Genomic DNA, 19,139 nt, shown 5'->3' with positions numbered 1-19,139 from the left:
AGCATCCGCCGGTGCCGACGTCGACGGTCGGGCTGAGAGGCCGGAAGGCAGCAGTAGGGCCGGACGGCGACCCCCATCACCTGATCCGGACCATGCCGGCGAAGGGAACCCGTCTCGTAGGTCTTCGCATGCCCCACGGCCCCACGGCGGCCTCCTTGCGCCCTGTGGGGCCTTCGTCCGTCCTACGGCTCCTCGTCCGGCTCCGTCAGGTCGATCAGGCGGCACACCGTCTCGATGTCGATCTTCACCTGGGCGATGGAGGCGCGCCCCGAGAGCCAGGTGATCAGGGCCGAGTGCCAGGTGTGCTCGATCACCCGGACGGCGGACAGCTGGGCGGGCGTCGGGTCGGTCAGGCCCATCGCGTCCAGGATGATCGCCGTCGTCTGCCGGGAGACCTGGTCCACCTCGGGGGAGACGCTGCGGTCGGCGAAGGTGAGGGCCCGGACCATCGCGTCGGCCAGGTGCGGCTCCCGCTGCAGGGCGCGGAAGGCCCGCATCAGGGTCTCGGCGACCCGTTCGGACGCCGTCTCGCCCGCCGGGGGCTTCTTGCGCAGCGTCCCGTGCATGTGCTCCAGCTGGTCCTGCATGGTCGCGACCAGCAGATGGACCTTGGACGGGAAGTAGCGGTAGAGGGTGCCCAGGGCCACCTGGGAGGACTCGGCCACCTCGCGCATCTGCACCGCGTCGAAACCGCCCCGGCTGGCCAGCTGGGCGCTCGCGTGCAGGATCCGGCGGCGCCGGGCCTCCTGCCGCTCGGTGAGCGGCGGGGTGGCCGATCCGGCGCCGATGTCCACCTTGGCTTCCGCAGGCATGGGTCCCGTCCGTGACAGTCGGTGAGGGCAGTGCTCAGGGCGAGTGATCAGACAGCATGGCAGGGGTTCCCGTCGTGGCGCGAATCACCTGATCCACTGCTCACTCCGCCCCTACCTGCCGGTAGATTCAGAGCCTCTTGAACGATCAAGTCTGAAACTTGTTCTAGATTAGCGTCCCGGCGTAACCTCACGGGAAAGTGCAGGGAGAAGGGGGCCCAGAGTGACCGCTGAGGCCAGGCGGGCGGGTGCCGACGAGGAACCCGCGGCCGACGGCGAGCGACCGCTCGACATCGCACTCCTCACCTATAAAGGGAACCCGTTCTGCGGCGGCCAGGGTGTCTACGTACGGCACCTGTCGCGCGAGCTGGCCCGGCTCGGGCACCGGGTCGAGGTCATCGGATCCCAGCCGTACCCCGTCCTCGACGTCCTCGGCGAGGGATACCCGGACCTCACCCTCACCGAGCTGCCCAGCCTCGATCTGTACCGCTCCCCGGACCCCTTCCGGACGCCCGGGCGGGGCGAGTACCGGGACTGGGTCGACGCCCTCGAGGTGGCCACCATGTGGACCGGCGGCTTCCCCGAGCCGCTGACCTTCTCCCTGCGCGCCCGCCGCCATCTGCGTGCCCGCGCCGGGGAGTTCGACGTCGTCCACGACAACCAGACCCTGGGATACGGCCTGTTGGGGGACATCGGCGCCCCCCTCGTCACCACCATCCACCATCCCATCACCGTCGACCGGCAGTTGGAGCTGGACGCCGCCGAGGGATGGAAACGGCGGTACTCCGTACGGCGCTGGTACGCCTTCACCCGGATGCAGAAGCGGGTCGCCCGCCGGCTGCCTTCCGTGCTCACCGTCTCCGGCACCTCCCGCCAGGAGATCGTCGACCACCTCGGCGTCCGCGAGGACCGCGTCCACGTCGTCCACATCGGCGCCGACACCGATCTCTTCGCGCCGAATCCGGCCGTCCCCCAGGTGCCCGGCCGGATCGTCACCACCTCCAGCGCGGACGTCCCGCTCAAGGGACTGGTCTTCCTCGTCGAGGCCCTCGCCAAGGTACGGACCGAGCACCCCGCCGCCCACCTCGTCGTCGTCGGCAAGCGGCCCACCGAGGGGCCCGTCGCGCAGGCCGTGGAGCGGTACGGCCTCGACGGCGCCGTCGAGTTCGTGAAGGGCATCTCCGACGCCGAGCTCGTCGACCTGGTCCGGTCGGCCGAGGTCGCCTGCGTGCCGTCGCTCTACGAGGGCTTCTCGCTGCCCGCCGCCGAGGCCATGGCGACCGGCACCCCGCTGGTCGCGACGACCGGCGGCGCGATCCCCGAGGTCGCCGGGCGTGACGGGGAGACCTGCCTGGCCGTACCGCCGGGCGACGCGGACGCGCTGGCCGCCGGGCTGAACCGGCTGCTGGGCGACGCGGAGCTGCGGCTGCGGCTCGGCCACGCGGGCCGTGAGCGGGTGCTGCGGCACTACACGTGGGCGCGCGCCGCGGAGGGCACGGTGGCCCGCTACCGCGAGGCGATCGCCCGCGCCGCGGGCGGAGCGGGCGGCCCGGGCGCCGCCGTGTCCGCCCGTTCGGAGGCCGCGGCCGTCGCCCCCTCCGCGCCCCGCAGTCCCGGCCGCTCAGCGGCCTCAGCTGGTGTTCGTGACGAGAGTGAAAGCAGGGCCACGTGCTGACCGTCGACTTCTCCCGGTTCCCGCTCGCGCCGGGCGACCGCGTCCTGGACCTCGGTTGCGGGGCAGGCCGGCACGCCTTCGAGTGCTACCGGCGCGGCGCCCGGGTCGTGGCCCTCGACCAGAACGCCGAGGAGATCCGCGAGGTCGCCAAGTGGTTCGCGGCGATGAAGGAGGCCGGCGAGGCCCCGGCGGGCGCGACGGCCACCGCCATGGAGGGCGACGCCCTGGCCCTGCCCTTCCCGGACGAGTCCTTCGACGTCGTCATCATCTCCGAGGTGATGGAGCACATCCCCGACGACAAGGGCGTGCTCGCCGAGATGGTGCGGGTGCTGAAGCCGGGCGGCCGGATCGCCGTCACCGTGCCCCGCTACGGCCCCGAGAAGGTCTGCTGGGCGCTCTCCGACGCCTACCACGAGGTCGAGGGCGGCCACATCCGCATCTACAAGGCGGACGAGCTGGTCGGGAAGATCAAGGAGGCCGGTCTGCGGCCGTACGGCAGCCATCACGCGCACGCGCTGCACTCGCCGTACTGGTGGCTGAAGTGCGCGTTCGGCGTCGACAACGACAAGGCGCTGCCGGTGCGGGCGTACCACAAGCTGCTGGTCTGGGACATCATGAAGAAGCCGCTGGCCACGCGCGTCGCCGAGCAGGCGCTGAACCCGGTCATGGGCAAGAGCTTCGTCGTGTACGCCACCAAGCCGCACCTGCCCACGGTCTCCGACAAGGCCGCGGTCTCCGACAAGGCCGGGGTGGCCGCCAAGTGACCACCCCCCGGACAGAACACCTCGTCCTGCCCGGGGTCCTCACCGCCGAGCAGGCCGCCGCGACCGTCCGCGGCATCCTCGCCGTGCAGCGGGAGGACGGCGCGATCCCGTGGTTCCGGGGACACCACCTCGATCCATGGGACCACACCGAGGCCGCGATGGCACTCGATGCGGCCGGGGAGCACGCGGCCGCCGAGCGGGCGTACGCCTGGCTCGCCGAGCACCAGAACGAGGACGGCTCCTGGTACGCGGCCTACGCCGACGGCGCGCACGACGACGTCACCGACCGCGCCCGCGAGTCCAACTTCGTCGCGTACCTCGCCGTGGGCGTCTGGCACCACTACCTGTCCACCGGGGACGACACCTTCCTCGACCGGATGTGGCCGGCCGTCTACGCGGCCGTCGAGTGGGTGCTGCGGCTGCAGCAGCCGGGCGGGGAGATCGGCTGGCGCCGCGAGGACGACGGCACGGCGACCAAGGACGCGCTGCTGACCGGCAGTTCGTCCGTCCATCACGCGTTGCGCTGTGCGCTCGCCATCGCCGAGCAGCGGGAGGAGCCGCAGCCGGACTGGGAGTTGGCGGTGGGCGCGCTGCGGCACGCGATACGGCAGCACCCCGAGCGGTTCCTGGACAAGGACCGGTACTCGATGGACTGGTACTACCCGGTGCTGGGCGGGGCGTTGACCGGTGCGGAGGCGGGCGCGCGGATCGAGAAGGACTGGGAGCGGTTCGTCGTGCCCGGGTTCGGGGTGCGGTGCGTCGTCCCCAACCCGTGGGTGACGGGCGGGGAGTCGGCCGAGCTGGCGCTGGCGCTGTGGGCGGTGGGGGAGTCCGACCGGGCGCTGGAGATCCTCCAGTCCATCCAGCATCTGCGGGACGCCGAGTCGGGGCTGTACTGGACGGGGTACGTCTTCGAGGACGACGCGATCTGGCCGCGGGAGCTGACGACGTGGACGGCGGGGTCGTTGTTGCTGGCGGTGGCCGCGCTCGGGGGGCATGACGCGACGTGTGCGGTGTTCGGGGGCGGGGAGCTGCCTTCCGGACTTGAGGTGGATTGTTGCGCCTAGTGGGGCGGGGGGAACTGTGGTACGGCGGGTGCGGCGCCGTGGGGGTTGGTCGCGCAGTTCCCCGCGCCCCTTACGGGGGCGCTTTCACTCGTGTCAGTGGCGGTGCATGCGGTTGGCGATCGCGTGGCCGATGAAGAGGTAGACCACCGCGGCCAGGCCGTAGCCGGCCACCACCCGCGCCCACGCCTTGTGGAAGGTGAACAGGTCGTGTGACCAGCCGGCCAGCCAGTCGGCCGCGTTGTGGACGAACTGGACCAGGCTGTTCGCCCGGTTCGCGTCCAACAGGTACATCAGGATCCACAGGCCCAGGATGAGGGCCATGACGTCGGCGACGATCGCGACGACCCGACCGGCCTGATTGGCACCGCGTTCAGAGGACATACCCTGCGCCTTGCCGCCGAAGGGTCTTTGAAACCTGAACGGCGTTCCCCCGAGTGGCGAGGTGCGGCCGTCTGGGTGAGGCTTCCGGAGGAAGGAACCGCTCGGGGAGGACATCGAGACTCACGGGAGGACCCCGTGCCCGTACCGATACGACGCCTCGTCGTCACGCTCACCCTCTGCTGCGCCCTGGTCGCCGGTGTCACCGCCTGCGGCGGCAGCACCCGGAGCAAGTCCGTCGACACCGGTATGGTGGCGGCCCCGGTGGCCGACACGCCCAGTCCGAGTACGTCCGCGCAGAAACAGAGACTCGCCAAGACGCGGTTCGTCGCCAACGCGGGTCTCGCCGCGGGCGCGACCTACCAGTGGATCGTGAAGCCGTGGAAGGCCGGCAAGTTCAAGAAGGGCGCCCACGGCCGTACCTTCGCCCTGATCAAGGCCGCCGCCGCGGGCGGGTTCGCCTACAACCGGCTCAAGGCCGCCAAGCGGAACGCCGAGGGCGACCCGTTGCTGTCCAAGGCCATCGCACCGCTCTCCGCCGCGATCGACGGGCTGAAGGACCTGCCGGCCAAGCTCCGCAAGGGCGACCCGAACGCGGCGAGTTCGTTCAACGACGTCATCAACAGCGTGAAGGAAGCCGGGAAGAGCGCGGGAGCGCCGGTCACCGACCAGGTGCCCTCGGCGGCTCAACTCACCCACTAGCGAACGGAGTTGTGGGTAGTGCGGCGCCGGTGTGCCGTTCGCCCCGTGTTCGGCCGGAGTTGACGCTTCCGGCGGGGACTGTTCGAGGCGGTGCCCGATGATCCTGCCCCCGGAGAGGCAGGAGCGCAGGTGTCCGACTCCAGACCCGTCACCGCCGACGAGCCCCGGCTCGGCATAGGCCGAAGACCCCGGCGCCGCTTCCCCCGCCGCGTCCTGCTCGCCCTTCCGCTGGCCCTGGCCGGCCCGCTCTCCCTGCTGCTCCCCGCCGACGTGCCCCGGCCCTACCGGAGCGTCGTCACCATCGAGGCCAAGATGGCCTCCAAGTCCGACTTCTTCAAGGACCGCGAGGTACAGCGGCTGCTGCTCAGGCACGGCATCCGGGTGGACATCCACCGCCTCGGCTCCCGGGGCATCGCCACCCAGTCCCTCAAGGGCATGGACGTCGTCTTCCCGTCCGGCCAGCCCGCCGCGAAGATGATCCTCGACCGGCAGCACGGCACGAGCGCGAGGTCCGCGCGCCCCTTCGTCACCCCGCTCGTCCTCGCGACCTTCCGGGACTACGCCAAGACCCTGGTGAAGGCCGGGGTGGCACACCCCCAGCCCGGCTCGGACGCGGACCACACCCTCTACTACGACCTCGACATGCGCCGCTTCATGGGGCTGCTCGACGGCAAGGACGACCCGAAGAGCCTCAAGGACGGCTCCGGCCGCAAGGCCGACACCTGGAACGGCATCGGCTACCACAAGGTCAGCGGCCGCAGCAACAGCGGCCGGGTGCTGGTGCGCACCTCCAGCGTCTGCGAGTCCAACTCGGCCGGCACCTATCTGAGCATCCTGTCCTTCGTCGCGGGCGGGAACACCACCCCCGGCACGACGGACACCGACGACCCCGAGGCCGCCTCCGCCGCCGTGCGCAGGCTCGCCGAGAAGGTCAGGCCCCTGATCGACCTCCAGGGCATGTGGGCCGACGAACAGGCCGACAGCTACTTCTCCGACCTGGGCGAGAGCATCGCACCCGTCTCGGTCATCTACGAACACCAGTACCTGGCCCACCAGATCGAGTACCACGACAGGTACCACCGGCAGGACACCGGCCGCGTCCTGCTCTACCCCACCCCCTACGCCCTCACCGAGCCCCAGCTGATCTCCCTGAGCCCCAAGGGCGACCGGCTCGTCGACCTGATGCAGAGCGACCCCGAACTCCGCGACCGCGCCGTCGAACTCGGCTTCCGGGTGCGGTTCAGCGGCGAGGACGGCACCAGCGAGCGGCTCAACGCGTACCTGCGCGACCACGGCATCCAGGTACCCCGGCAGAACACCGACCGGACCAAGGTGTACGAGCCCGCCCTGGACGTCCTGGAGGACATCATCACCTACGTCGGCGACTGCCCGCCGCCGGTCGAGGACGACCAGTGAGCCGGTACGCACGGGCCGTTCGCACCGCCTGCCTGGCCCTCGCCCTGCTCCTGCCCGCCGCCCTCACCACCGCGTGCGGCGGGGGCGACGACGCCCGGGTCACCCTGCGCGTCCTCGCCAGCCCCGAACTCGCCGACGTGGCACCGCTGCTGGACGACCTCGCACGGGACACCGGGGTGCGCCTCGACATGTCGTACGAGGCCACCGCCGACCTGGCCGGGCAGCCGGCCGCCGCCGGGACGCCGTCGCACTCCTCGGACTCCTCGGACTCCTCTTACTCTTCGTACGACCTCGCCTGGCCGGTCTCGGACCGGTCGTTCCTGCTGCGGCTGCAGGCGTCGGGGAAGAGCACGGCACGGCCCGAGTCGACGCCGATCATGCGCTCCCCGGTCGTGGTCGGGCTCACCCCCTCGGTCGCCCAGCGGCTCCGCAAGGGGGTGCCCGGGTCCCGGCTGACCTGGGCCGACATCGCGGACGCGGCCGCCCGGGGCGTCGTACGGTTCGGGATGGCCGACCCGCGGCGCAGCGACACCGGGCGGGCCGCGCTGGTCGGCGTGGCCACGGCGGCGGCCGGCACCGGCAGCGCACTGCGCGCACAGGACGTCTCCTGCGACCGGCTGCGGGGCTTCCGCTCCGGCCAGACCCTGACCGGCGCCAGCTCCCGCGACCTGCTCGCCGGCTACCCGGCCCACCAGGACCGGGCCAACGCCCTGATCGCCCACGAGTCCGAACTGCTCTCCCTGAACGCCACGAAGAAGCTCCGCGAACCCCTGGAGATCGTCCGTCCCGACGACGGCATGGTGCTCTCCGACTTCCCGCTGCTGCTCCTCCACCCCGCGCAACGGGAGGCGTACCGCAAGGTGGTGGACTGGCTGCTCGGCGCCGACGCACAGCGCAGGCTGATGGAGACGACGCACCGGCGGCCGGTCAATCCGGACGTCACCCCGGCACCCGCGCTGCGCGCCTCCGTCGGCAACGCCCTGTCCTTCCCGGACCGGCTCGCCGTCGTCGAGCAACTGGTCGACGACTACGGCGATCCCACCGACCCGACCGCCGACCAGGTGGTGTTCCTGCTGGACTTCTCCACCTCGATGCGCGGCAGGCGGATCGCCGGACTGCGCGCCGCGTTCGCGGGGCTGAGCGGCGCCGACCGGTCCGCCGGCGGCAAGTTCACCCGCTTCTACCGCGGGGAGCGGCTCACCGTCGTCCGCTTCGGCGGCCGGGTCCTGCAGGAGCGCACGGTGACCGTCCGCGACGACGCCGATCTGCGCGCCCTCGGCCGGGTGGTCGCCGACGGCGGCTTCGACGACGCCACCGCCGTGTGGTCGGCGCTGGACCGCGGCTACCGGATCGCCGCCGACGCGGTGCGCGCACAGCCCGAACGGCCCGTGGCGATCGTCCTGATGACCGACGGCGAGAGCAACTCCGGTCTGTCGTACGGGGAGTTCCTGCGCCGGTACGAGGCACTCGGCCGCACGGCCCAGGCGGTGCCGACGTTCACCGTTCCGTTCGGAGAGGCCGACGCCGGCGCCCTGGAGCGGGCCGCCACGGCCACCGGGGGCCGTATGGTCGATGCCGGGCTCTCCTCCCTCTCCGAGGCCTTCAAGGAGATCCGTGGCTGCCGTTGACAGCGAGTGGTGGGGCGTGTGGGGGTGGCCGTGGGCCCTCCTGTGGGCGCTGACGGTCCTGGGCTGGGCGGTCCTCGCCGGGTACGGCGTGACGGTGTTCGTCCGCCGGCGGCGCAGCCGCGGGGGCGGGCGGACCGTCCACGGCATGTGCTTCTACCTGCACGAGCAGCGGGTCATGGACCTCTTCCAGAGCGGCGGCTTCGCGGCGGCCCTGGAGCAGGAGGTCGCCGACCGCACCAACGTCACCACCGGGTTCGGGCTCAGGGGCCGGCTCGGCATCGGGGACGGGAGCGCGACCCAGGACATCACCCGGGAACGCGTCACGAAGTACGTCAGGCAGAACACCCCGATCACCGTGATCAGGCTGCTCATGGACACCATGCGCAAGGAGGACGTGGTCGTCGACGCCGACCTGCTCACCGACCGGCTCGTGCCCAACCGGGCGCTCGGCGAGCGGCTGCGGGAGCGGCACGCCGAGCGGGTCGCGCTGAGCGACGTGATGTCGGAGTTCGTCTGGGTCACCGGCCGCTTCACCGCCCGCAGGCTGGGCGACCGCACCCTGGTGCTGCGGGCCGGCTACGGGGTGGCCCCGGACGAGCCGGCCCACGTCAGGATGACCTGCTCGGTCTCCGGGGTCCGCGAGGAGTTCCGGGACGAGGAGTACCCGGACGGCGTCGAGTTCCAGGCTCGCTGCCTGGGCAAGGTGCGCAGCTGGAACCGCCAGGCCCGGGAGCTGACCCTGGACCCGCTCGCCGTCTTCCGCTGAACCGCCGACGCCGGACAGCCGCTAGGAGTTGAGCTCGGCCAGCACCCGCAGGGTGTGCGGGTCCGGTGCCAGGGCCAGCAGGTCGGTCACCGGGCCCTTGCGCCACAACTCCAGCCGCTCGGCGATGCGTTCGCGCGGGCCGACCAGCGAGATCTCGTCGGCGAACGCGTCCGGCACCGCCAGCACGGCCTCCTCCCGCCGCCCGGACAGGAACAGCTCCTGGATCCGCCGCGCCTCCTCCTCGTACCCCATGCGGGCCATCAGGTCGGCGTGGAAGTTGCGGGCCGCGTGGCCCATGCCGCCGATGTAGAAGCCGAGCATGGCCTTCACGGGCAGCAGCCCCGCCGCCACGTCGTCGCAGACCTTGACCTGCGCCATGGGCGCGACCAGGAAGCCCTCCGGGAGGTCGGCGACCGCCGGGCCGTACACCTCGGGCCGGCTCGGCGCCCAGTACAGCGGCAGCCAGCCGTCGGCGATCCGGACCGTCTGGGCGACGTTCTTCGGCCCCTCGGCGCCGAGCAGGACCGGCAGGCCGGCCCGGAGCGGGTGGGTGATCGGCTTCAGCGGCTTGCCGAGGCCGGTCGCGTCCGGCCCCCGGTACGGGAGGGGGTGGTAGCGCCCGTCCACCGCCACCGGCCCTTCCCGGCGCAGCACCTGGCGTACGACGTCCACGTACTCCCTGGTCGCGGTCAGCGGCGACGTCGGGAACGGGCGGCCGTACCAGCCCTCGACCACCTGGGGCCCGGACAGTCCGAGCCCCAGCAGCATCCGGCCCCCGGACAGATGGTCCAGGGTCAGCGCGTGCATCGCGGTGGTGGTCGGCGACCTGGCCGCCATCTGGGCAACGGCCGTACCCAGCTTGATCGTCGAGGTCTGCGCGGCGATCCAGGTGAGCGGGGTGAAGGCGTCCGAGCCCCAGGACTCCGCCGTCCACACCGAGTCGTACCCGAGCCGCTCCGCCTCCCGCGCCAGCGGCACATGGTCCGCGGAGGGCCCGCGCCCCCAGTAGCCGAGTGCCAACCCGAGCCGCATGGCCGCCTCCTGACCGCACGTCGGACAATCGCCGGGCGACTGTACGACAACGGCCCCTCACCCGGAAGGGCAAGGGGCCGTATGCGCCGGGCTGTTCAGCCGCGCTGGATCCCGGAGGTGTCCTGCAGCACGCCGCGGCGGCCGTCCTGGGTCTGGGCCACCAGCGCGACACCGCGCTGTTCGACCGCCAAGTACCAGGTGCCGGGCGCCAGTTCGGCGATCGGGGCGGTCGAGCCGTCCTCCGCGAACAGCGGCCGCGCCACCGGGACGGCGAACCAGAACGGCGAGAAGTCCGCGGCCGGCTGCGGCTGTTGCGGCGCGGCGGCCGGGGGCTGCTGCTGGCCGTACGGCTGGCCGGGCTGCGGCTGGGCGCCGTAGGGCTGGCCGGGCTGCGGGGCAGCGGCACCCGGGTAGCCGTAGCCGCCGGGGGGCTGGGCGCCGTAGGGCTGCGGGGCCGGCGGCTTGGGGGCCGGGACCAGGGCCGCCTGGAGGGCGGGGACGAGCGGGGTGGCGATCGCGGCCGCGGCCAGCACCAGCGTCGCGATCAGGCCGAGGATCAGACCGGAACCGGCGCCGATGTCGGCGCCGTTGAACTGGTCGCTGAACGCGCCCAGCGGGTCGATGGTCGACCAGAACGCCGTCCACACGGAGAACACGGTGAGGCCGACGCCGATCTGGCCCAGGTCGAGGCCGACGAACTTGAACGGCTGCGGCAGTGCCCGGGCGAGGACGATCAGGACCGCGCCGGCGATGCCGCCGACGTACATGCTCATCACCAGGCCGAGGTTGTCCCAGGCGTTCGGGGCACCGCTGCCGGACTTGTCGAACGTGTCGAGGAACGACGCGACGAACAGCAACACCGCTGCTCCGATCACCGCGCCGTCGCCTCTAGTGAGGGAGCGGATATTCACTTCAGGTCCTTCGTGGGTCGTCTCGTCGGCGGAGGAGGCGTCGCGGGGATCTGCCCCTCATCATAGGAATCGATCGTAGGAAGGACACTATCGTCCGAACGATCAGGGTGTCCGCCCGGAGGGGCCCGCCGTTGCCTACCCGCGCAGGAAACTCACGATTCCCTCAGAGATTCCCTGCGCCGCCTTCTGCCGCCAGGCACCGCTGGTCAACAGTGCCGCGTCCTTGCTATCGCGCATGTTGCCGCACTCGATGAACACCTTGGGAACCGTTGACAGATTGAGACCGCCGAGATCCTTGCGTACGTCGAGACCGGTGCCGTTGCCGACGTAGTTGGACGGCGCGCTGCCCGTGACCCTCGCGAAGTCGGTCTCGACGCGCTCGCCGAGGGCGCGGGAGGAGGCGAGGATCGGGCGGGTGTCGGCGGCGCCGGAGTGCACGGAGGCCGGGAGGATGACGTGGAAGCCGCGGTCGCCCTCCGGGGCGCCGTCCGCATGGATGGAGATCGCCGCGTCGGCGTGCGCGGCGTTGCCGATCTCGGCCCGCTTGTTCACGCACGGTCCCCAGGCGGGCCGGTCCCCGTCGTGGGTGAACTTCACCGTGGCACCCTGCCGCTCCAGCAGGGTCCGCAGCCGGTGCGCGACGTCGAGGGTGAAGCGGGCCTCGGTGTACCCGGCGTTGGTGGAGGTGCCCGTCGTGTCGCACTCCTTCCAGTTCGTCCCGATGTTCACCTGCTGGTTGATCTCGGACGTGTGCTGGAAGTTCCCCGGGTTGTGCCCCGGGTCGATGACGACGACCTTGCCCCGCAACGGTCGGGCCGCACTCGCGCTCGGGCTCGCACCGGGCACCTTGGCGTCGTCGGACGGCGCCGCGGCCGCCGACTCGGGCACCGCGGAGCCCGCCTGCCCGGCACCGCCCCCGCCGGGCTTGCCGACCCCCTCGTACAGCACCCAGCCGAGCAGTGCACCGGGCACCAGCGCGGCGAGACCGACGGCGAGCGGCGCCCGCCGGAACCGGCGCTGCTGCGGGGGATCGAATTCCGGTCCTGTGTACGACACGTCTGCGACTCTAACCGCGCCCTCAGATCCCCGCCCCCGTTCGCCGCAGGACGCGCAGCGAGTCGTGGGCCGAGACCTCGGTGAAGGCGCCCGACCCCAGGGCGCGGAGGTAGACGCGGTACGGGGCCTGCCCGGTGAACTCGTCCTGCGGGTCCGGGAAGACATCGTGGATCAGAAGGAGGCCGCCTTGGGCCACATGGGGGGCCCAGCCCTCGTAGTCGGCGGTGGCGTGCTCGTCGGTGTGGCCGCCGTCGATGAAGACGAAGCCGAGCGGGGAGTTCCAGAACGCGGCGATCTGCGGGGAACGGCCGACGACGGCGACGACGTGGTCCTCCAGGCCCGCCCGGTGCAGGGTGCGGCGGAAGGCGGGCAGCGTGTCCATCAGCCCGATCTCCGGGTCGACCGTCTCCGGGTCGTGGTAGTCCCAGCCCGGCTGCTGCTCCTCGCTGCCCCGGTGGTGGTCGACGGTGAGCGCGGTGACCCCGGCCGCGCGGGCCGCGTCGGCCAGCAGGACCGTCGAGCGCCCGCAGTACGTCCCGACCTCCAGCAACGGGAGGCCGAGCCGCCCCGCCTCGACGGCGGCCGCGTACAGGGCGAGCCCCTCACCGACGGGCATGAACCCCTTCGCCGCCTCGAACGCGGCCAGGATCTCGGGCTTGGGGGCTGCCGCGGTCATGGGCTTCCTCTCACTCCTCACGCGTACGACTCACTTGTGACGCGTACGACTGACTCGTGACGCGTACGACTCACTCGTGACGCGTGACTCCTGACACGTGACTCGTACGACTGTCCGGACCTCCATGCTGCCGCACCCGCTCCGCGGGCCGGCCGGCCGGGGTGCGCGGCAGCGCCGCCGGCGCGCCCCGGGCGGCGCTGCCCGGGGACCGCCGGAGCGCGCCACGCCCGCCAAGCCGGTTGTGTGGCACGGAAGTTGGCCGCGGGGGCTGGCTCTGAAGTGCACTCCAAGACCTACACTGACGCCGCCAACCCACCCCACACCTGTGACGGAGCACCGGCATGCGCTATCGCGTCCTCGGCAAGACCGGCATCGAGGTCAGCACCCACTGCCTGGGCACGATGATGTTCGGAGGCATCGGCAACCCCGACCACGAGGACGGTGCCCGCGTCATCCACGCGGCGCTCGACGCCGGCATCAACTTCGTGGACACCGCCGACATGTACTCGGCCGGTGAGTGCGAGGAGATCGTCGGCAAGGCGCTCAAGGGCAGGCGCGACGACGTGGTGCTGGCCACGAAGGTGCACTTTCCGCTGGGGGAGGGCCGCAACCGCAGCGGCAACTCGCGCCGCTGGATCCTCAAGGCCGTCGAGGACAGCCTGCGGCGGCTGGACACCGACTGGATCGACCTCTACCAGGTGCACCGCCCCGACCACACCACCGACATCGAGGAGACGCTGTCCGTCCTCGGCGACCTGGTGACGGCGGGGAAGATCCGGGCGTTCGGCTGCTCCACGTTCCCCGCCGAGGACCTCGTCGAGGCACATCACGTGGCGGAGCGGCGCGGGCTGATGCGGATGCGCACGGAGCAGCCGCCGTACTCGCTGCTCGCCCGCGGCATCGAACGGGCCGTGCTGCCCACCGCGCAGCGCCTCGGCATGGGCGTGCTGACCTGGTCGCCGCTCGCCTCCGGATTCCTCTCCGGCGCCCACCGCGAGGGCCGGCCGGTCGACCTCACCACGGGCCGGGCCAAGCTCTCTCCGCAGCGCTTCGACCCCGCCGCTCCCGGCAACGCCGCGAAGTACGCGGCCGTCGAGCGGCTCGTCGCGCTCGCCGAGGAGGCGGGCTGCACCCTGCCGGAGCTGGCCGTCGCCTTTCCGCTGGTGCACCCGGCCGTGACCTCGGTGATCATCGGCCCGCGCACGATGGACCAGCTCACCGCGCTCCTCAAGGGGGCCGAGCTGGTCCTCGACGACGAGGTGCTCGACCGCATCGACGACATCGTGGCCCCCGGCACCGACCTCTACCGGGCCGACGGCGTCTGGCAGCCACCGTCCCTCACCACCCCGACCGCCCGCAGGCGCCCGGCGGGGGAGCGCGCGGCAGCGGGCTGAACCGGGCGCGGCGCCCTCGGCAGCGCCCCGAAGGGGCGCGGGGAACTGCGCGACCAGCCACGACGGCGCCGCAGTCGGCAGACGGCGCAGCGGAGCGCGCGGGTCCCGCAGCAAGCGGGGGTGACCGCGTCGTACTCGCGGCCACCCCCACGGAGTGCTACGCGCTGACCGTCTCCCCCGGCAGCGCCAGGTCCAGGTCGACCGCGCGGTCGTCCCCGGCGTGGGTCGCCGACGAGGCGAGCGGACCGTGACCCGCGGCCTTCGCGGCCAGGACGTACGCCCCCTCGGCCGGCACCGCGAGCGCGTACGTGCCGTCCTCGGCGGACAGCGTCGCCCCCGCCTGCCGCCCCCGTCGGTCGATCAGGGTCACCTTGGCGCGGGCCACCGGCACGCCCGCGGCGTCCAGGACCCGGCCGCGGAAGCCCCGCAGCACCTCCTCGGCGCCCGCGAGCACGGCGTCCTCCTCGCTGCTGGCCCGCAGCTGCGTGTGCTGGGCGACCTCGGCCGGCCGGCTCCGCTTCGGCAGCAGCAGGGCGAGCACCAGGCCCACCGCGACCGCGCCCGTGGCGATCAGGAACGAGACCCGGAAGCCGTGCATGGTCGGGACGGCGACACCGCCCACGTGGTTCGCCGTGTTGGCCAGCACCATGCCGATGACGGCGCTGGACACGGACGTACCGATGGACCGCATCAGCGTGTTGAGGCCGTTCGCCGCGCCGGTCTCCGAGGCCGGGACCGCGCCGACGATGAGCGCCGGGAGGGAGGAGTAGGCGAGGCCGATGCCGGCGCCGAGGACGACCGCGATGACCAGGCTCTGCCAGGCCGCGCTCATCAGGCCGAGACCGGCGCCGTAGCCGATGCCGATGATCAGCATGCCGAGGATCAGGGTGGTCTTCGGGCCGTACTTGGCGGAGAGGCGGGCGTAGACCGGCGCCGTGAACATCATCGTCAGGCCCAGCGGGGCGACCAGCAGACCGGCGGTGACCATCGACTGGCCGAGGCCGTAGCCGGTGGCCTTCGGGAGCTGGAGCAGCTGCGGCAGGACCAGCGAGACGACGTAGAAGCTGACGCCGACCATGATCGAGGCGAGGTTCGTGAAGAGCACCGCCGGGCGGGCCGTGGTGCGCAGGTCGACCAGCGGGGCGGAGTGGCGCAGTTCGAAGACGCCCCAGAGGAGGAGGACGGCCACCGAGGCGGCGAACAGGCCCAGCGTGGTGCCGGACGACCAGCCCCAGTCGCTGCCCTTGGTGATGGGCAGCAGGAGCAGCACCAGACCGGCCGACAGGCCGATCGCGCCGGCCACGTCGAAGGAGCCCTCCGCGCGCATCGGGGATTCCGGTACGACGAGGAAGGTCAGGGCTATGGAGAGCACGCCGAGGCCGGCCGCGCCGTAGAACAGGGCGTGCCAGTCCATGTGCTGCGCGACCAGGGCCGCGGCGGGCAGCGCGAGGCCGCCGCCGACGCCGATCGAGGAGCTCATCAGGGCCATCGCCGAGCCGAGCTTCTCGCGCGGCAGCATGTCGCGCATCAGGCCGATGCCCAGCGGGATCGCGCCCATGGCGAAGCCCTGGAGGGTCCGGCCCGCGATCATCGTGAGCAGGTCACTGGTGAGCGCGCTGACCAGCGCGCCGACCACCATCACGGCGAGGCTCAGGACCAGCATCCGCCGCTTGCCGTAGAGGTCGCCGAGGCGGCCCATGATCGGGGTGGCCACGGCGCCCGACAGCAGCGTCGAGGTCAGGACCCAGGTGGCGTTGCTGGGTTCGGTGCCCAGCAGCTGCGGGAGGTCCTTGATGACCGGAACGAGCAGGGTCTGCATCACCGCGACCACGATGCCCGCGAAGGCGAGGACCGGGACCACGGCCCCGCTCGCGCCCCGGGTGGGCTGGTCGGTCGTGTGCGTCATGGGGTGGGGCCTCCGGGCCGAGAGAGTGACGGGAAGTACGGCATGCGTGCGGGATAAGTGCACGGTAAACCTCGTATGCACAGGCAACTATTCCGTCGCTTCGAGCTGCTAACGAATCCTTGACCGTCCCATGGGTTTCTGATCCACCGTCAGGGTCTGGCCTGTTTGTGGAACGTGTTCTAATCTCCCGCGTCATGGCTGCTGTGAAGGCGTATGTCGCCGGGGTCGGAATGACCAAGTTCGAGAAGCCCGAGAGTCGGGACTGGCAGTACTGGGACATGGTCCGGGAGGCCGGCGGCTCCGCGCTCGCCGACGCCGGGATCACCTACCGCGAGGTGGAACAGGTTCCCGTCGGCTACTGTTTCCAGCCCTCCACCGCGGGCCAGCGCGCCGCCTATGAACTGGGTCTCACCGGCGTCCCCGTCTACAACGTCAACAACAACTGCGCCACCGGCGCGACCGCCCTGATGCTCGCCCGCCAGCTGGTCGAGGGCGGAGCGGCCGACTGCGTCCTGGCCCTCGGCTTCGAGAAGATGAAAAGGGGCGCGCTCGGGAGCGGGGCCGACGGGGGCGACTTCTCGACCTCCCCCGTCGCCCGGCACTACGGCGTCATGGCCGCCCGGCACGGCTTCGAGATGACCCCGCCCACCGCGCAGATCTTCGGCGACGCGGCCCGCGAGCACATGGAGCGGTACGGCACGACCGAGGCACAGCTCGCCGCAGTGGCCGCCAAGAACCACCGGCACTCCGCGGACAACCCGTACGCCCAGTTCCAGGACGTGTACGACGTCCCCGGCATCCTCGCCTCCCGCACCGTCCACCGCCCGCTCACCAAACTCCAGTGCTCGCCCACCTCCGACGGCGCGGCGGCGGCCGTGGTCGTCTCCGAACGGTTCGCCGAACGGCGCGGGCTCACCGGGCTCGTCGAGATCGTCGCGCAGGCGATGACGACCGACACCGAGGAGTCCTTCGCGTCCGGCTCGTGCATCGACGTCGTCGGACAGCCGATGTCCCGGGCGGCGGCCCGCCAGGTGTACGACCGCGCCGGCCTCGGCATCGAGGACGTCGACGTGGTCGAACTGCACGACTGCTTCTCGGTCAACGAACTGCTGACCTACGAGGCGCTCGGCATGTGCGCCGTCGGCGAGTCGGGCAAGCTCGTGGAGTCCGGCGCCACGACGTACGGCGGGCGCTGGGTGGTGAACCCCTCCGGCGGGCTCATCTCCAAAGGGCATCCACTGGGCGCGACCGGGCTCGCACAGACCGCCGAACTGGTCTGGCAGCTGCGCGGCTCGGCCGGGGACCGGCAGGTGCCCGGCGCCCGGGTGGGGCTCGCGCACAACATCGGACTGGGCGGGGCGGCCGTGGTGACGCTGTTCCGGACGGCGGCGTAGGCCGTAGGAGCGGGCCGTACGACCGGGGACCTAGGGCCGGGCGGGCCGAAAAGCCGATACAAGGACCGCAGCCGGGCTGGGAGCATGACACTCATGCTCGAAGCCGCGGACGACCCACGAATATCCCGCCGTACTGTCGGCGATGTTCTGCATTTGACATCCTCCCCCTCTCAAAAGAGGAGGATTCCAACCCAGGTGGGTTGAGGTTCACGGGCGCTCGAACGGCCGATGGCCGCTGTCACCCCTCCGGCACCGGCTGATTTGCCGGGGGCGGGGGATCCCGCCCTGTCCTGCCGCGACGTTGATACTTGCGTTCTCATCGGCATTGCAGGTGAACCCGCAGGACACGCAGACGAAGTCGGCTTGGCTCTTGCGCGACTTCTTCTCGATCCAACCACAGGCACTGCACCGCAGACTCGTGTACGGCGCGGGCACATCCTCGACCCGGCCCGGAGCCTTCTGCTCGGTGCGCCGCCTCAGCAGACCCCAGCCCTGAGCAAGGATGCCCCGGTTCAGCCCGGCCTTCTGCCGGACGTTCTTACCCGGCTCGGTGATGGTTCCCTTCGCCGAGCGGGTCATGTTCTTGATGTTCAGCTTCTCGAAGCGGATCACGTCGTAGGTGCGGGCAAGCATGGTGCTGGTCTTCTCGCACCAGTCCTTGCGCCGGTTCGCCTCACGTGCCTTCAACCGGGCGGCCTTCGCGTACTCGGTGGCCCTGGCACCACTTCCCTTGGGCGCACGAACTGCGCGCCGCTTGTGCTTGCGGATCTGCGCGCGCTCCTTGACCGTGAGCTGCGGGCAGTTCAGCTTCCGGCCGTCGGACAGAGCGGCCGTGATGGTAACGCCCCGGTCGATGCCGATGACCCCGTCGGCCGTCGGCGCGTCGATCGGTGTGGGGACGACGGCGAACGCCACATGCCACTGCCCGTTGCAGAAGGTGACCCGGAACGTCTTCGCGGCAGGCAGTGCGGCACGAGTGAGACGGAAACGCACCCAGCCACAGCCGGGCACTTTCACCCGCGCCCACCGCCGGTTGAGCTTCTGCACGACCACGGAACGGCCCATGACCTGCTTACCGTTCTTCGGGTTCAGCTTCGCGCTGCCGTCGGGCTCGTACTCGGGTACGCGATCAGTACCGATGACACGGAAACCCTCGTGCACGTGCTTCCTGCGCCAGGTCGGCTCACCAAAGCCGGAGGCAAAGCGAGCGTTCCTGGCCTTGGCGAAGTCCCTCAGGGCCTGCTGCTGCACGTCCGCATTCCCGGCGGCAAGCCACTCGTTCTCGGCACGCGCTTCGGTCAGCTGGCGGCACTGCTCCGCAAAACCCGGCCCGGACCCCCGGCCCGGCCTCCAGTACGCATGTTGCTCCACAGCCAGATTCCACACGTACCGGGCGTGCGCGCAGTGCAGCAGCATCTGCTCCGCCTGCGCAGACGTCGGGTACATCCGGAAACGTGACATGCCGTGAACCTAGCCACCCCGTTCCCCACCCACGTATGTCTTCGATCAACATCACCCATGAGAGTGACCCACACACCATGCCCCCAGGGAATCCCCGGCCACAA

General features: G+C 71.6%; 17 protein-coding genes. 9 read left to right on the top strand and 8 right to left on the bottom strand.

From position 1 onward, the window contains the following. Positions 1–182: 182 nt before the first annotated feature. Positions 183–812 carry a TetR family transcriptional regulator gene (locus ABZ887_RS30470; RefSeq protein WP_361295998.1) on the bottom strand — a complete coding sequence of 210 codons (630 nt, stop codon included), beginning with the start codon at positions 810–812 and terminating at the stop codon, positions 183–185. A gap of 220 nt (positions 813–1,032) precedes the next feature. Here ABZ887_RS30470 and ABZ887_RS30465 point away from each other — a divergent pair, with 220 nt between their 5' ends. From ABZ887_RS30465 to ABZ887_RS30455, 3 genes are read left to right on the top strand one after another with little or no spacing between them, the layout of a single operon-like run. After that, positions 1,033–2,484, top strand: coding sequence for a glycosyltransferase family 4 protein (locus tag ABZ887_RS30465; RefSeq protein ID WP_361295995.1), 1,452 nt, complete (start codon positions 1,033–1,035; stop codon positions 2,482–2,484). Next, positions 2,478–3,248: a class I SAM-dependent methyltransferase gene (locus ABZ887_RS30460; RefSeq protein ID WP_361295992.1), complete on the top strand. Its 771-nt coding sequence runs from the start codon at positions 2,478–2,480 to the stop codon at positions 3,246–3,248. The genes ABZ887_RS30465 and ABZ887_RS30460 overlap by 7 nt, the downstream gene beginning before the upstream one ends. Further along, positions 3,245–4,315, top strand: coding sequence for a prenyltransferase (locus tag ABZ887_RS30455; protein WP_361295989.1), 1,071 nt, complete (start codon positions 3,245–3,247; stop codon positions 4,313–4,315). The genes ABZ887_RS30460 and ABZ887_RS30455 overlap by 4 nt, the downstream gene beginning before the upstream one ends. A gap of 93 nt (positions 4,316–4,408) precedes the next feature. On the opposite strand, the gene ABZ887_RS30450 is transcribed toward ABZ887_RS30455, so the two are convergent. Then, complete coding sequence (locus ABZ887_RS30450; protein WP_361295986.1) at positions 4,409–4,696, bottom strand: hypothetical protein; 288 nt, start codon at positions 4,694–4,696, stop codon at positions 4,409–4,411. A 135-nt stretch (positions 4,697–4,831) separates the two neighbouring features. Here ABZ887_RS30450 and ABZ887_RS30445 point away from each other — a divergent pair, with 135 nt between their 5' ends. From ABZ887_RS30445 to ABZ887_RS30430, 4 genes are all read left to right on the top strand, one after another. Further along, a complete protein-coding gene (locus ABZ887_RS30445; RefSeq protein WP_361295983.1) occupies positions 4,832–5,395 on the top strand; it encodes a hypothetical protein in 564 nt (187 codons plus the stop codon). A 129-nt stretch (positions 5,396–5,524) separates the two neighbouring features. Further along, positions 5,525–6,811 (top strand): hypothetical protein, encoded by a 1,287-nt coding sequence (locus ABZ887_RS30440; RefSeq protein WP_361295980.1) that lies wholly within the window; start codon positions 5,525–5,527, stop codon positions 6,809–6,811. Next, positions 6,808–8,439, top strand: coding sequence for a VWA domain-containing protein (locus ABZ887_RS30435; protein ID WP_361295977.1), 1,632 nt, complete (start codon positions 6,808–6,810; stop codon positions 8,437–8,439). Before ABZ887_RS30440 ends, ABZ887_RS30435 begins: the two co-directional genes overlap by 4 nt. After that, complete coding sequence (locus ABZ887_RS30430; RefSeq protein WP_361295974.1) at positions 8,426–9,205, top strand: hypothetical protein; 780 nt, start codon at positions 8,426–8,428, stop codon at positions 9,203–9,205. The genes ABZ887_RS30435 and ABZ887_RS30430 overlap by 14 nt, the downstream gene beginning before the upstream one ends. Positions 9,206–9,226: 21 nt before the next feature. Here the strand turns inward: ABZ887_RS30430 and ABZ887_RS30425 are convergent, their stop codons facing one another. The 4 genes from ABZ887_RS30425 to ABZ887_RS30410 all read right to left on the bottom strand — a co-directional run bounded on the left by ABZ887_RS30425 (position 9,227) and on the right by ABZ887_RS30410 (position 12,880). Next, entirely contained in the window at positions 9,227–10,237 is a 1,011-nt protein-coding gene (locus ABZ887_RS30425; RefSeq protein ID WP_361295971.1) for an LLM class F420-dependent oxidoreductase, read from the bottom strand. A 95-nt stretch (positions 10,238–10,332) separates the two neighbouring features. Then, entirely contained in the window at positions 10,333–11,148 is an 816-nt protein-coding gene (locus tag ABZ887_RS30420) for a hypothetical protein (protein WP_361295968.1), read from the bottom strand. 135 nt (positions 11,149–11,283) lie between these two features. Beyond that, on the bottom strand, positions 11,284–12,204 hold the full coding sequence (locus ABZ887_RS30415) for an N-acetylmuramoyl-L-alanine amidase (protein ID WP_361295965.1): 921 nt from the start codon (positions 12,202–12,204) through the stop codon (positions 11,284–11,286). Between the two features lie 22 nt (positions 12,205–12,226). Next, positions 12,227–12,880, bottom strand: coding sequence for a class I SAM-dependent methyltransferase (locus tag ABZ887_RS30410; protein ID WP_361295962.1), 654 nt, complete (start codon positions 12,878–12,880; stop codon positions 12,227–12,229). Between the two features lie 341 nt (positions 12,881–13,221). On the opposite strand from ABZ887_RS30410, the gene ABZ887_RS30405 reads away from it, so the two are divergent. Continuing rightward, positions 13,222–14,274, top strand: a complete 1,053-nt coding sequence (locus ABZ887_RS30405) for an aldo/keto reductase (protein ID WP_361295959.1) — start codon at positions 13,222–13,224, stop codon at positions 14,272–14,274. Between the two features lie 157 nt (positions 14,275–14,431). Here ABZ887_RS30405 and ABZ887_RS30400 read toward each other — a convergent pair whose 3' ends face one another. Next, complete coding sequence (locus tag ABZ887_RS30400) at positions 14,432–16,180, bottom strand: MFS transporter (RefSeq protein ID WP_361295956.1); 1,749 nt, start codon at positions 16,178–16,180, stop codon at positions 14,432–14,434. A 194-nt stretch (positions 16,181–16,374) separates the two neighbouring features. Between ABZ887_RS30400 and ABZ887_RS30395 the strand changes: the two genes are divergently transcribed. Further along, positions 16,375–17,574: a lipid-transfer protein gene (locus ABZ887_RS30395; protein ID WP_361295953.1), complete on the top strand. Its 1,200-nt coding sequence runs from the start codon at positions 16,375–16,377 to the stop codon at positions 17,572–17,574. A gap of 207 nt (positions 17,575–17,781) precedes the next feature. On the opposite strand, the gene ABZ887_RS30390 is transcribed toward ABZ887_RS30395, so the two are convergent. Next, positions 17,782–19,035 carry a transposase gene (locus ABZ887_RS30390; protein ID WP_361295950.1) on the bottom strand — a complete coding sequence of 418 codons (1,254 nt, stop codon included), beginning with the start codon at positions 19,033–19,035 and terminating at the stop codon, positions 17,782–17,784. Positions 19,036–19,139: the final 104 nt, after the last annotated feature.

Origin of the sequence: Streptomyces sp. NPDC047061 (assembly GCF_040643955.1) — a bacterium.
GTDB lineage: Bacteria > Actinomycetota > Actinomycetes > Streptomycetales > Streptomycetaceae > Streptomyces.
Note: the sequence above shows the minus strand (reverse complement) of the source record. Positions and strands in the feature narration are given on the sequence as shown.

Bases quoted from the DNA above. Each gene is read 5' to 3' on its own strand.
- ABZ887_RS30470 (WP_361295998.1), bottom strand. From the start codon at position 812: ATGCCTGCGGAAGCCAAGGTGGACATCGGCGCCGGATCGGCCACCCCG.
- ABZ887_RS30450 (WP_361295986.1), bottom strand. From the start codon at position 4,696: ATGTCCTCTGAACGCGGTGCCAATCAGGCCGGTCGGGTCGTCGCGATC.
- ABZ887_RS30425 (WP_361295971.1), bottom strand. From the start codon at position 10,237: ATGCGGCTCGGGTTGGCACTCGGCTACTGGGGGCGCGGGCCCTCCGCG.
- ABZ887_RS30410 (WP_361295962.1), bottom strand. From the start codon at position 12,880: ATGACCGCGGCAGCCCCCAAGCCCGAGATCCTGGCCGCGTTCGAGGCG.
- ABZ887_RS30405 (WP_361295959.1), top strand. From the start codon at position 13,222: ATGCGCTATCGCGTCCTCGGCAAGACCGGCATCGAGGTCAGCACCCAC.
- ABZ887_RS30400 (WP_361295956.1), bottom strand. From the start codon at position 16,180: ATGACGCACACGACCGACCAGCCCACCCGGGGCGCGAGCGGGGCCGTG.
- ABZ887_RS30395 (WP_361295953.1), top strand. From the start codon at position 16,375: ATGGCTGCTGTGAAGGCGTATGTCGCCGGGGTCGGAATGACCAAGTTC.
- ABZ887_RS30390 (WP_361295950.1), bottom strand. From the start codon at position 19,035: ATGTCACGTTTCCGGATGTACCCGACGTCTGCGCAGGCGGAGCAGATG.